Here is a 12,772-nt window from a genome sequence, read left to right as displayed (position 1 = left end):
GGAGGATTTCATGGGACGTCTCAACGGCAAGATCGCGGTCGTCACGGGCGCTGCCGACGGCATCGGCCACGCCATAGCCGAAGCCATGGCCCGCGAAGGCGCTCATGTCTTCGCCAGCGACATCGCCGACGCCAAGGGCGAGGCCTTCGCCGCCGGGCTGAGAAGCCAGGGGCTTGCGGCGGACTACGTCCATTGCGACGTGGCCGTCGAGGCCGACATCCGCAACCTGATCGAGACCGCGGTGAAGAAGGGCGGCCGGCTCGACGTGCTGGTCAACAACGCGGCGATCTCGATCGGCGGCATGCCGGTCTACGAGATGACCGACGAGCAGTGGCACCGGCTGATCGCGGTCAATCTCACCAGCGTCTTCCGCGGCTGCAAGTTCGCCCTGCCCCACATGATCGGCCAGAAGAGCGGCTCAATCATCAACCTCGCCTCGGCGCAGGGCCATATCGGCCTCGACGGCTGGACCGCCTATGCCGGCGCCAAGGGCGCGATCCATTCGATGACCCGCCAGATGGCGGTCGAGTTCGGCCCCCACAATGTGCGCGTCAACTCGATCTCGCCCGGCACTATCGCCACGCCGATGAACGACCAGGTGATCGCCGAGCTCGGCGAGCACATCGCCCGCGCCTGGGTGAAGATGCACCCGCTCGGCCGCATCGGCAGGCCGTCCGACATCGCCGAAGCCGCCGTCTACCTGGCGAGCGACGCGGCCGGCTTCACCACCGGAACCGACCTGCGCGTCGATGGCGGCCTGACCGCCGCGCCGCGTTTCGTGCCGGACCTCGTTTGACCGGCGCCACCGACAACCACGAGAAAGACCATGGACAAGGCCCTATCCGGCGTAAAGATCCTCGACTTCAGCCACCTGCTGCAGGGGCCTTTCGCCACCCAGCTGCTCGCCGACATGGGCGCCGACGTCATCAAGGTCGAGCGCGCCGGCGCCGGCGACATGTTCCGCTCGATGACCTTCTTCGCCAAATGGGTGGGCGGCTCGGAGAGCCCCAATTTCCTCGCCTGGAACCGCAACAAGCGGTCGATCGCGCTCAACCTGAAGAGCCGCAAGGTGCATGCCCTGGTGATGAGGATGGCCGAGCAGGCCGACATCGTCGTCCAGAATTTCCGCCCCGGCGTGCTGGCGAAACTCGGCTACGGCTACGAGGACTTCAAGGCGGTCAATCCGCGCATCATCTATTGCTCGGGCTCGGGCTACGGCGAGGACGGTCCTTATGTCGACCGGCCCGGGCAGGACATGCTGATCCAGGGCCTGGCCGGACTGATCGCCAACACCGGCCGCGGCGACGCCGCGCCTGTGCCGGCCGGCGCCGGGCTGGCCGACCAGATCGGCGCCATGAACATGGTCTACGGCATCCTGTCCGCGCTCTACTATCGCGAAAAGACCGGCAAGGGCCAGAAGGTCGAGGTGAACCTGCTCGCCGGCATGCTCGCCCATCTCGGCCAGGAATATGTCGGCGTGCTCAATCTCGGCGAGGATTTCGTGCGGCCGAATTCCGGCATCGGCCATCCCGGCATGCAGGCGCCGTTCGGCGTCTACGAGACGAGGGACGGCTACATCACCATCGCCATGAGCCCGTTCAAGACGCTCTACCAGGTGCTGGAGGCGCCGCATCTCGCCGTCTACGACGATCTCGCCACGCTGTTCGCCAAACGCGACGAGGTTTGGGAGAAGGTGAATGCCGAGACCCGCAGACACGGCCGGCGCGAACTGCTCGACAGGATGCTGGACGCCGACATCTGGTGCGCTCCGGTCTACGACATCCGCGCCGCCGCCGAAGATCCGCAGGTCACCCATCTTGGCCTGATCGCCAGCTACGAGCATCCCAGGGCCGGCACGGTGAAGGTCGTCGCCCCGGCGGTGAGGATGAGCGAGACGCCGGCGACCATCGACCGCCCGGCCCCGCTCGTCGGCCAGCACGGCCGCGAGATCCTTGCCGAGTTCGGCGTGCCCGCCGACGAGATCGCCGCGCTCGAGGCGGCCGGCGACATGACGGTCGCGGAGGCCTGACCGTGACCTCTTACCGGACGCTGTCGGTTGAAAAAGACGGCCGCGTCGCCGTGGTGACGTTCCGGCGCGGCGACCAGCTCAACGCCATGAACAAGGCCATGCAGGCCGAGATCACCGCCGCCTTCATCGCCCTGTCCGGCGATGCCGATGTCGGCTGCGTCGTCGTCACCGGCGAGGGCCGCGCCTTCATGGCCGGCGCCGACATCAAGGAATATGCCGCGCAGACCGGGCCGGAGTTCGACGCCTTCCAGGCCGCCGGCACCGCGATGTATGCGGCCATCGAAGGCTGCGGCAAGCCCGTCATCGCCGCCGTCAACGGCTTCGCGCTGGGCGGCGGCTTCGAGCTGGTGCTGTGCTGCGACATCGTCGTCGCCTCTTCCCTGGCCAAAATGGGTCTGCCGGAGATCAAGCTCGGCCTCGTGCCGGGCGGCGGCGGCACGCAGCGCAGCGTCGTCAAGCTCGGCCGCAACCGCGCCAATTTTCTGCTGATGACCGGTGCCATCGTGCCGGCCATCGACTTCGTCGCTCCGGGCCTCGTCAATGACGTCGTGGCGCCCGAAGAGCTGATGCCACGGGCGGTGGCAATCGCCGAGGCCATCGCCGGCGAGCCGGCCGAGGCGATCGAGGGCATGAAGCGGCTGACGGCCATCGCCACCGGCGGCGATCTCGCAGCCGGCTTGGAACAAGAACGCGCGCTGCTCGCGACACTCTACCGCGGCGAGGCCGGCCAGCGCCGGGTCCGGGAGTTCGCGGCGAAGAGCGCGGGGCGGGCGGCCGAGAAGGCGGCGGGAGCCAGGCCGTGACCGGCGTCGGCGAACCTGGCGCTTCCCACCGGGATACGGCCGAAAGCCTGGTCAAACCCAACCGTCCTGTCTTCACCGATCTCGCCGGGCTGGCGGCCATGGTCTCGGACGGCGACCGGCTGGGCGTCGGCGGCCATCATTTCGCCCGGCTGCCGATCGCGCTGCTGCGCGCCGTTGCCGGTGGCAAGGCGCGCGACCTGCGCTACTGCGCCTGGGCGGGCGGCCTGCCGCTGGAGATTTTGCTGGAGGCCGACGCCGTCGCCTCGATCGACATCTGCTTTTCCAGCCTCGACATTTTCGGCCTGCCGCCGCGCTTCCGGGCGGCGGCGGAGGCCGAGCGCCTGCCGGTGCGCGACTGGACCGCGCTCGCCATGATCGAGGCGCTGCGCGCCGCCCAGCAGAACCTGCCCAGCCGCACCTTCCAGCTGCCGCAGGGCTCGGCGATGATGGAGCGCATGCCGACGGCGCGCAACGTTCGCGATCCGCTCACGGGTGAGCCGGTCGGCGCCGTCCCGCCGCTCGTCCTCGACACGCTGCTGCTGCACGCCCCGCGCGCCGACGAGAGCGGCAATGTGCAGATCGTCGGCGCCCGGGCACTCGACATCGCAATGGCCGGCGCGGCGCGCAAGGTGTTGGTCACGGTGGACGAGATCGTGCCGGTGGGCATGCTTGCGGGCACGGGGCGCCAGACGGTGGTCTATCGCAACCAGGTCAGCGCCATCGCGAAGGTGCCCGGCGGCGCCTGGCCGACGTCGTGCCTGCCACACTACGTGACCGACTACGAAGCGCTGGCCGCCGCTCTGGCCGAGGGGGCGTCGTTGGCCGACGGATTGGTCTTGCCGTCGGACGGCGTTCCTGTTCGCCTCGGCAAGGCGGCGCGGATCGGCGCTGACGCGGCGGCCCGCCTGCCGCTGCCGGCCGTGCATGCCGCACCCGCGCCGGCAACGGTCGACGAGGTCATGGCGGTGCGGCTCGCGGCCGAGCTCGACAACGACAGCTTCGCCTCGGCCGGCGCGGTGTCGCCGCTCGCCAACGTCGCCTACCGGCTGGCCAAGGCGACGCATGCCCCCGGCATGATCATTGCCACCATGAGCTGCGGACATATCGACGTCGCACCGTCACCCCTGCTGCTGTCGCTGATCGAGGTTTTCGATGCGGAGACCGCGGCCGCGCATGCCGGCGGGGACGACACCTATTCGGCGCTCTACCAGGCCGGCGCGGTCACCCACGAGATCATCGCCGCCGCTCAGGTCGACCGCTTCGCCCGCGTCAACAACATCGCCATCCGCCGCGCCAAGGGCGGCTTCATCCGCCTGCCCGGCCAGGGCGGCATGGCCGACGTCGCCAACATGCACCGCGACTGCGTGCTCTACGTCACCCGCCATTCGCCGCTGTCGCTCGTCGCCGAGGTCGACATCGTCAGCTCGGCGCGCGGCCTCCTCGATCCCGAGGAGCGCGCCCGGCACGGTTACCGTACCGGCCCGACAAAACTGTTCACCGACCTCTGCGTGTTCGAGCTCGACCCGGCGAGCGGCGAGCTGGTGGTCACGGAGCTGATGCCGGGCGTCGGCCGCGACACCGTCAGCCGGGCGACCGGCTTCCCCGTCCGCTTCGCCGAGCGCTGCGGCGAGATTGCAGCACCCGATGGCGAGACGATCGAGATCCTGCGCCGCCGCATCGACCCGCTCGGGCTGCGGCGGCTCGAATTCGTCGGAGCCCGCGAGCGCGGCGCGCTCATCGCCGAAATCCTGGCGGCCGACCGGGCGGTGGTCGACGCGCTTGCGGCGCGCGAGCAGCCGTAGCGTAGTGCGGCCGGAAGAAATCCGGCGCGGAGAATCATGGCTACCATTAAGGATGTCGCGCCGCGGGCGTGTCGACGCCACCGTCTCGCGCTTCGCGGCCACCCATCGAGAGAAGAGAAGCCCGCGCCTCATCCTCGCCACGCCCTGCCTTCGCAGTCTGGCCATTGTTCAAAGAGCGCTCCCTGCCTCGGAGGGAAAAGTCGGGAAGCGGGGCGCTGGGCCGAGCCTCTTTAGTAAATATATGGCGCGGCCTTCGCGCCCCGCCGGCGATTTCGGGCACCATCCCGTTCCGCTTCGCTATAGCTCCGGCTCCGGCTTCTTGCGTCGCCTCGGCTGGCCATGCCGCAGCACTCGTCCAGTGCGCCCCGCACATAGTTGCGGAGGAGGAACCTTCGGACGGGCCTCCCCGGGCGCGGGCTACGTCTTCCCGCACCGGAGGCGCCGGTCCCTCCCCACCAAACCACCGTCGCGACCGGCGTTCCCGCGGGAGGAACTGCCGGGGATTATGGGAGAGACGGAAAGGGAGGGGACAAAATCGGCTGAACGCGTCTCCCGCCTGCCGCCGGGATTGCAGCGAAAGCGGGTAAGTGACAGGAACAGTTACCTTTTTCTGCCAGCGACAGCCTTGAGCGGCACCGCTCTTCTACGGAAAGAAAATAAACTGTCCCCTTGGCGATTCGCGCCTCAGCCCGCCTTGCGCAAGACCTCCGGCACTTCTTCGCCGGGCGTGCCCAGCCAGACGCCGAGTTCCTTCAGCCGCGCCTGCACGTCGCCGACGGGAACCGCCGAGACGGCCACCCCGCGCCGCGCCGCAAACGCTGCGGCGATCGCCGCCGCCTCGCCGGTCATCGTGCAGGCCGGCACGTTGCGGGTCGAGCCGAAGGCGACCGCGTCGACCGAGATGCAGCGCCCGGCCATGATCAGGTTGTCGACGGAAAGCGGGATCATGGTGCGATAGGGAATACCGTAGCCGATGCCGACATGATCCATGATGGCGCGGCTGCCGCCGGGCTCATGCACGTCGACCGGCGAGTTGCACAGCCCGATCGCGTCGTCAAAGCGGCGGTTGCCGCGCACGTCCTGCTCCGTCAGCACATATTGCCCGGTGACGCGGCGGGTTTCGCGGATGCCGAGCTTCGGCGCCACCTCGAGGAAGATGGCGTCCTCGAAACCCCTGACATAGCGCTGCAGGAAGTCGAAGGCGCAATAGGCCTGCTTCCTGATCTCGATCTCGGCGCGGGAAAGATCGCGGTCGTCGAGCCCGTTGCCCTGGAAACGGGTGACGTTGACGGAAATTTCGCCCGGAATGAGCCCGGTCTTCATGGTGATGTGGTCCTTCGGGATGATCCAGTCGAACCCCTCGGCCACCTTGTCCTTGATGCGCTGCTGGAAGCCGGTCAGCAGCACCGCCATCGCATAGTCCTCGTTGCGGTCGCCGGCCTCCTTCGGATAGACGACCTCCCACATGTCGTCGCGATGCGCGTTGCAGTCAGCGATCAGCGCCGGCACGTTGACGTTGAGCACGCGGAAATAGGAGGTGATCGGCTGCGTCAGCCCATCGCCGTCGCGGCCGAGCATGAATTCCGCGCCGGCAAGTGCCGCCACGTCGCCGTCGCCCGAGGCATCGACGAAACTCTTCGCCAGCACCAGGCTCTCGCCGGATTTCGTGCGGATGATCAGCCCGTGCAGCGCACCGTCCTTCATGACGGTCTCGACGACGCTGGCGCGCAGCAGCACCTCGACGCCGGCCTCCTCGACCATCTCGATGATGACGCGCTGCATCACTTCGGCGTCGAACGTGCCGGTGTATTTGCCCCAGTAGGATTCGCGCACGCGACCGTCGGCGCCGCGGTAGCCGACGCAGCGGTCGAGCATCTCGTGGAAGATCGCCGAGTTGATGAGGCCGGTCGGCTTGGTCAGCCGCCCGCCGGTGATCAGCCCGCCGAGAAAGCCGGTGCCTTCGAGCAGCAGGGTCTTGGCGCCCTCACGCGCGGCGCGGATCGCGGCGACGATGCCGGACGAGCCCGCGCCGGTGACCACGACGTCGTAGGAGCCGAACAGGTTCATGGTGTTTCCTTTCAATCAGTCGCGGCCAGTCGAAGGTCTTGAACTCCGACCTTTGGAAATGTTGTCAATCACCCCCTCACCGGCTCTTCGGGCCACCTCTCCCCCTGCCCGGGGGAGAGGAACCGCTGCCGTGATGGCGCCGCCTTTCCAGCCTGGGTTCCTCTCCCCCGGGCAGGGGGAGAGGTGGCCCGAAGGGTCGGTGAGGGGGTGCTTCATCCGTTGAGGCCGATGATATTCACCCGTTGAATTCCATCACATAGAGCCCGGCATTGTAGTCGGTGACGTAGATCAGCCCGCTCTTCTCCACGAAGATGTCGCAGGACTGGATGATCGGCTTCTTGCCGGGCCGCTTGTCCATCATGCCGGCCGGCGGCGGCGGCACCAGCGCGCCGACCTCCTTCGGTCGGTACTGGTCGGAGATGTCGAAGACGCGCACGCCGGCGTTCTGCCAGGTCGAGAAGATCAGCGACGAGCTCTGGAACGTGCCCGGCCGGTTCTCGTGGATGTTGTGCGGCCCGTAATGCGCGCCCTTGCGCGCATAGTCGGCATCCGCCGGCACCGGCATGGTGGCGACGGGGACAGGATTGGCCGGGTCCTTCACGTCGAAGATCCAGATGTTCTTCAGCCCGTCCTCGAAATCGTCGAGCACCGCCTCGTCGAGCACCACCAGGAGATCGCGGTCGGGCAGCGGCAGGCAGTTGTGGGTTCCGCCCTGGAACGGCGGCGACCAGTTGCGGTGGACGATCAGCTTGGGCTCGCTGCGGTCGGTCACGTCCATCACCACGAGGCCGGCGTCGCGCCAGGCGCCCCAGGCGATGTCGCCATGCACGATCGCGTGGTGCAGGCCGAATTTGGCGCTCGCCGGCCAGCTCGGCGTTTCGCCGGCGGCGAGGTTCATACCGGGCAGCCAGTAGCGCCCGGCTTCACGCGGGTTGGCCGGGTCGGACATGTCGATCGTCATGAAGATGAAATCGGTAAAACCGTCGAGCAGCGCCGAGACATAGGCCCAGCGCCCGCCGGTCCACCAGATGCGGTGGATGCCGCCGGAGACCGGCATGAAGCCGATACGCCGCGGCTCGCCCGGCTTCGAGATATCGTAGACGGCGAGCCCGGCATCCCAGGTCTTTTCCGCCGTCGGTATCGCCGTGCCGAGCGCGGCGCCGGCGGAGGCCTTGTAGTAGCTCGCCTCGTCGGCAAACGCCGCATCGGCGAAGACGTCCTTGCCGTGGATGACCAGCAGAAGATTGTCGGCGACCTGCAGATGCACGTTCCAGGTGTTGGCGGGCGCGGCGACATAGCCGGCCGGCTTCGGGTTTTTCGGATCGCGCGCGTCGACGATGGAAAACCCCTGGCTGAACAGATGCCCGACATAGGCGAAGCCGTTCTCGACCATGACCTGGATGCCGTCCCTCAGGCCGCCCTGGTCGCTATGGCCGATGAGGCGCATGTTGCGCGCGTGGTCTGGCTTCATGGGGTCGGTGGTCACGTTCCGGTCTCGCTTTCTGTTGGTCGGCAGGTGGGGACGCGCCGCAAGCGGCGCGCCCTCGGGAGGATGTATCTCAGTTGACGCGGTTGCCCCAGTTGTCCGGGCTGTCGACGTTCTCCTTCCAGATCATGACCGGCTGGATCAGCGTCTCCTTGGCGACCGGCTTGCCAGCGAAATGGTTCTCCATCTCGCCGACGATCGACTCGGCCATGGAGAACGGGTTCTGGCCGACATCGGCGTCCTGCGTGCCCTCGCGGATGCGCTCGAGCCCGAGCGGCGTGCCGTCGAAGCCGACGGTCGGCACATGGCCTTCCTCGCCGGCGAGCTTCAGCCGGTTGATCTGCCGCAGCGCCGACACGACGCCGCGGATCATCTCGTCATTGTGCGCCCAGATGCCGGCGACGTTGGGATCGCGGGTGAAGGCGTCGAGCACCAGCGTGTGGGCGTTGTCGGCCGTCCACTCGGCCTTCAGCGTCTCCACCTTGATGTCGGGGTATTTCGCCGCCACCTGGTCATGGAAACCCTTGTAGCGCTTTTCCGACTGGCCGGAGCCGATGGCGCCGCGCACCTCCAGCACCAGACCCTTGCCGCCGATCAGCTTGGCGATGGCGTCGGCGCCGGCCGCACCGCCCGCCACGTCGTCGAAGGTGTTGTAGGCGACCCACTCGCCTTCCGGCGGCAGGTTCTCCAGCATGAACAGCGGGATGCCGGACTCGTTGGCCTTGCGCACGCCGCCCTGCAGCAGTTTTGCGTCGACCGGATTGAGCAGGATGATGTCGGGCTGCTTGCTGACCACGTCGAGAAGCTGCGTGGTCTGCGTGCTCGGGTCGCCCTTGCCGTCATAGACGGAGATGCTCATCCCCTTCTCGGCGGCGAGTTCCTTCACCCGGTTCACCAGCGTGACCTGGTATTCGTATTGCAGGCCGAAGGCGATGTAGGCGAGGTTCTTGCCTTTCAGCACGCCGTCCTCGGCCTGCGCGGCGAAAGGCACGATCGCGAGCGCCGCCGCCCCGGCGGCAAGGCCGAGCAGGTTGCGGCGTGTCGTTTTCAGTCTGTTGCGGATGTCCATGGTGTCTCCTCCCTGTTGGACCGTGGTTGGGCATTGCTCCGTCGCGGCAGCGGCCGCCCCGGCAGTCGTCGCGGCGCGAGCCGCGGCCGTCGCTGTGCTCGGCGAGCGCGCGCGCAAAAATTCTCCCGTTCGCCGGAAGGCGCTCGCTTGGCAGGTCGTCTCGTGTTCGTCCGCGCGGCCGGCTTGCGGCCGCGGCTTGCTGCGTCAGGGCTGCTTGGCCGGTTTGCTCGCCTTTGCTGCTATGACCTTCTTGCGCATGCCTGCCTCGAGATAGTTGCGGCGGTAGACGTCGAGCGCGGCGGCCGCCGCGATCACCAGGCCGCTGACCACCGAGTCCCAGTTGGGCGGCACGTTGAGCAGGTTGACGGCGTTCTGCACCAGCCCGAGCAGGAGCACGCCGAGCAGCATGCCGCTCATGTTGCCCTCGCCGCCGAACAGGCTGACGCCGCCGATCACCACCGCCGCGATGACGGCAAGCTCCATGCCCTGCGCCGCCGTCGCCGCGCCCGCCTCGAAGCGCGCGGTGATCAGGAGGCCGGCGATCGCCGCCATCAGGCCCGAGATCATGAAGGTGGCGATGATCACCCGCTCCGTCTTGATGCCGGCCAGCCGCGCCGCCAGCGGATTGCCGCCGGTGGCGTAGACCGAGCGGCCGAACTGGGTGCGCGACAGCACGATCTGGGCGATCAGCGCCAGCGCCAGCGTCAGCACGATGACGCCCGGCACGCCGAAGATGCGACTGGCCTGCAGGTCGACGAAGATGCGCGGCACCGGGGCGATGTTGGTGCCGCCCGAATAGATGTAGGCGAGCCCGCGTGCGATCGTCATCGTCGCAAGCGTGGCGATCAGGGCGGGGATCTTCAGCTTGGTGACGGCGAGCCCGTTGACCAGGCCGATGACGAGGCCGGCGACGAGCGCCGCGAGGATGGCAAGCTCCGGCGGCCAGCCCTGGAACTGCACCAGCCCGACCGACAGCACCGAGGAGAGCACCAGCACCGACGCCACCGACAGGTCGATGCCGGCCACCAGGATGACGAAGGTCTGGCCGATCGCCACCACCGCGATGATGGTCGCCGACTGCAGCACGTTCTCGATGTTGCGCACCGTGGCGAAGACCGGGCTGAGGAAGCTCATCACGGCGCAGCCGAGCAGGATGACCGCCATCAGCCCCGCGCTCTGCATGAGGTCGATGAAGGAGATCTTGCCGCGCAGCGCGGCCAGGCCGCCCGGTTGCGTCGGCGCGCGCTCCGTCATGGTCGGATTTTCCAAGGTCACGTCGCTCGTCTCCTCAACCGGTCGTCGCATAGCTCATGATCGTTTCGCTGGTCGCCTGCTCGCGCGACAGGGACGCCGAGATACGGCCCGACCGCATCACCAGCACGCGGTCGCTCAGCGCCAGAATCTCCGGCAGCTCCGAGCTGATCAGCAGGATCGCCATGCCCTCGCGGGCCAGCCGGATCACCAGCTCGCTGATCTCGGACTTGGCGCCGACGTCGATGCCCTTGGTCGGCTCGTCGAGGATGAGCAGTTTCGGCCGCCGCGCCAGCCAGCGCGCCAGCACTACCTTCTGCTGGTTGCCGCCGGACAGCGTCGAGACGCGGGTCTTCGACGACGGCGTCTTGATTGCGAGCGCCCGGATCTGGCGCTCGGCGATCTCCTCCTCGCGCGTCGTCGACAGCAGGCCCCAGCTCGTCAGGCGGTCGAGCAGGCTCAGCGTCACATTGGTGCGCACGCTGAGCAGGCTGACCAGCGCCTGCTTGCGGCGGTCCTCCGGCACCAGGCCGATGCCGGCCTCGATCGCCGCCTTGGGATCGTTGGGAGCGATCGCCTCGCCGGCGATCGTGACGCTGCCCCCGTCATAGGGATCGATGCCGAAGATGCAGGCCGCCAGCTCGCTGCGGCCGGCGCCGACCAGGCCGGACATGCCGACGATCTCGCCGGCGCGCACCTCGAAGGAGATGTCGCTGAGCACGTTCGCGCGGCTGAGGTTGTTCACCGACAGCACGACGTCGCCGATCGGCCTGGTGTCGGCCACCGTGTCGCGCACCTCGCGCCCGACCATCATGCGGATGACCTTGTCGTGGTCGAGCTCGGCGATCGGGCGCGTGCCGACGAGCCGCCCGTCGCGCAGCACCGTCACGCGGTCGGCGATGCGGAACACCTCCTCCAGCCAGTGCGAGACGAAGACGATGCCGAGGCCCTTGGCCTTGAGGTCGTTGACGACGCCAAACAGCCGGTCGATCTCCGGCGGCGACAGCGATGTCGTCGGCTCGTCCATCACCAGCACCTTGGAATCCTCGGAGATGGCGCGGGCGATCTCGACCAGCTGCTGGTCGGCCGGCGACAGCCGCCCGGCCGGCGTCGACGGGTTGAGATGCGGCGCCACTTTTGCAAGCGCGGCCAGCGCCCGCTGCCGCTGCCGGCCGACCGAAAGCCAGCCGTAGCGCGTCGGCCAGCGGCCGAGCATGATGTTCTCGGCCACCGACATGGCCGGCACCAGATGCGCGTCCTGGTGGATGGTGGCGACACCGATGCGGTGCGCCGAGGCCGGGTCTGCATGCAGCGGCACACCGTCGACGGAAATCTCGCCGCGATCCGGCGAATAGAAGCCGGCGATCATCTTGATCAGGGTCGACTTGCCGGCGCCGTTCTCGCCAAGCAGCGCCGTCACCTCGCCGGAGCGCACGTCGAAATCGACATTGTCGAGGGCGAGCACGCCCGGGAACGATTTGGTGATGCCCTGCGCCACCAGCACCCGCCGGCGCTCGCCGGCCGCGGGCTCATCCGGCCGCAGGACCTCGGCGACGCTCATCGCGCAACCTCCGGGCGCGCCTTCCCGGCGCAACCGGCGGTCGACAATGCGTACGGCAATCGTCCGTGCATTCCTCCCCCCACGTCCTCCGCCGGCCGTGGGCGGCCGGCAACGGGGAAGGAACTGACGCCCTTGGCTCCCCAACGTTCGGACACGCTAGTCGCCTCCAAAAAACTTGTCAACTGGTAGAGACACCGTACCAGTCGATTTTCTCCCGCAAGCCGAGGCCGAGTTGGTGGGCCGCGGCGATGTTGCTCTTGATCAGCCGCGGCGCAGCGCAGTCGCCGACCCGCTCGACCGGGATTTCGGCGAGCGCCGGCAGGGCGCGGCATTGATGGAAAAGGTCCTCGCGCGAGCGCCGATCACCGCCACCACCGCGTCGAAGCCGTCGACATGCACCGCTTCGCCGGCGACGATCGGCTTAGGCAGCCGCAACGCCGATTCTCTGGCGGGCGGTGGGCTATCGCAGGGATTGGAGGGGGAGCCTGGCTGTTTCCGTTGCCTGGCTCCCCATCCTGCCGGACGGCGCTATGTCGGCTGCGGAACAAAACTCTGCCGGCGTAGACCTGACCGATAAACGCCCTCTCTCCGTCTCCCCCTCGAGTTCGCCACCTCTCGAGGGCGAGGAACCAATCTGGTAAGCGCCGGCGCTGCCACGGCGATTGCAGGCAGGGCTATCGCATATGCGTTTACCCCCACCCCTA

Annotated in this window: 10 protein-coding genes; 4 read left to right on the top strand and 6 right to left on the bottom strand. The window is 68.1% G+C overall.

Translation table 11 applies throughout. The features are described 5' to 3' along the window. The first annotated feature begins 10 nt into the window (after window positions 1-10). The 4 genes from AC5JDC_RS29650 to AC5JDC_RS29635 are packed head-to-tail and all read left to right on the top strand — an operon-like array spanning window position 11 to window position 4,634. Window positions 11-796 (top strand): SDR family NAD(P)-dependent oxidoreductase, encoded by a 786-nt coding sequence (locus tag AC5JDC_RS29650; RefSeq protein WP_495847210.1) that lies wholly within the window; start codon window positions 11-13, stop codon window positions 794-796. Window positions 797-826: 30 nt separating this feature from the next. After that, on the top strand, window positions 827-2,029 hold the full coding sequence (locus AC5JDC_RS29645) for a CaiB/BaiF CoA transferase family protein (protein WP_495847208.1): 1,203 nt from the start codon (window positions 827-829) through the stop codon (window positions 2,027-2,029). 2 nt (window positions 2,030-2,031) lie between these two features. Next, entirely contained in the window at window positions 2,032-2,832 is an 801-nt protein-coding gene (locus AC5JDC_RS29640) for an enoyl-CoA hydratase/isomerase family protein (RefSeq protein ID WP_495847206.1), read from the top strand. Continuing rightward, a complete protein-coding gene (locus tag AC5JDC_RS29635; protein ID WP_495847204.1) occupies window positions 2,829-4,634 on the top strand; it encodes a CoA-transferase in 1,806 nt (601 codons plus the stop codon). The genes AC5JDC_RS29640 and AC5JDC_RS29635 overlap by 4 nt, the downstream gene beginning before the upstream one ends. Window positions 4,635-5,318: 684 nt before the next feature. On the opposite strand, the gene AC5JDC_RS29630 is transcribed toward AC5JDC_RS29635, so the two are convergent. The 6 genes from AC5JDC_RS29630 to AC5JDC_RS29605 all read right to left on the bottom strand — a co-directional run bounded on the left by AC5JDC_RS29630 (window position 5,319) and on the right by AC5JDC_RS29605 (window position 12,503). Continuing rightward, window positions 5,319-6,701 (bottom strand): FAD-dependent oxidoreductase, encoded by a 1,383-nt coding sequence (locus AC5JDC_RS29630; protein ID WP_495847202.1) that lies wholly within the window; start codon window positions 6,699-6,701, stop codon window positions 5,319-5,321. A gap of 235 nt (window positions 6,702-6,936) precedes the next feature. Continuing rightward, window positions 6,937-8,172 carry an LVIVD repeat-containing protein gene (locus AC5JDC_RS29625; RefSeq protein ID WP_495847302.1) on the bottom strand — a complete coding sequence of 412 codons (1,236 nt, stop codon included), beginning with the start codon at window positions 8,170-8,172 and terminating at the stop codon, window positions 6,937-6,939. 88 nt (window positions 8,173-8,260) lie between these two features. Beyond that, window positions 8,261-9,256: a sugar ABC transporter substrate-binding protein gene (locus AC5JDC_RS29620; protein ID WP_106772625.1), complete on the bottom strand. Its 996-nt coding sequence runs from the start codon at window positions 9,254-9,256 to the stop codon at window positions 8,261-8,263. Between the two features lie 204 nt (window positions 9,257-9,460). Beyond that, window positions 9,461-10,531, bottom strand: coding sequence for an ABC transporter permease (locus AC5JDC_RS29615; RefSeq protein ID WP_495847200.1), 1,071 nt, complete (start codon window positions 10,529-10,531; stop codon window positions 9,461-9,463). A 13-nt stretch (window positions 10,532-10,544) separates the two neighbouring features. Continuing rightward, on the bottom strand, window positions 10,545-12,068 hold the full coding sequence (locus AC5JDC_RS29610) for a sugar ABC transporter ATP-binding protein (protein ID WP_495847198.1): 1,524 nt from the start codon (window positions 12,066-12,068) through the stop codon (window positions 10,545-10,547). 261 nt (window positions 12,069-12,329) lie between these two features. Then, window positions 12,330-12,503 carry a hypothetical protein gene (locus tag AC5JDC_RS29605; RefSeq protein WP_495847196.1) on the bottom strand — a complete coding sequence of 58 codons (174 nt, stop codon included), beginning with the start codon at window positions 12,501-12,503 and terminating at the stop codon, window positions 12,330-12,332. Window positions 12,504-12,772 lie beyond the last annotated feature (269 nt).

The organism is Kumtagia sp. (genome assembly GCF_059502445.1).
This window is presented reverse-complemented; position numbering and strand designations above follow the sequence as displayed.

Bases quoted from the DNA above. Each gene is read 5' to 3' on its own strand.
- AC5JDC_RS29650 (WP_495847210.1), top strand. From the start codon at position 11: ATGGGACGTCTCAACGGCAAGATCGCGGTCGTCACGGGCGCTGCCGAC.
- AC5JDC_RS29645 (WP_495847208.1), top strand. From the start codon at position 827: ATGGACAAGGCCCTATCCGGCGTAAAGATCCTCGACTTCAGCCACCTG.
- AC5JDC_RS29630 (WP_495847202.1), bottom strand. From the start codon at position 6,701: ATGAACCTGTTCGGCTCCTACGACGTCGTGGTCACCGGCGCGGGCTCG.
- AC5JDC_RS29625 (WP_495847302.1), bottom strand. From the start codon at position 8,172: ATGAAGCCAGACCACGCGCGCAACATGCGCCTCATCGGCCATAGCGAC.
- AC5JDC_RS29620 (WP_106772625.1), bottom strand. From the start codon at position 9,256: ATGGACATCCGCAACAGACTGAAAACGACACGCCGCAACCTGCTCGGC.
- AC5JDC_RS29610 (WP_495847198.1), bottom strand. From the start codon at position 12,068: ATGAGCGTCGCCGAGGTCCTGCGGCCGGATGAGCCCGCGGCCGGCGAG.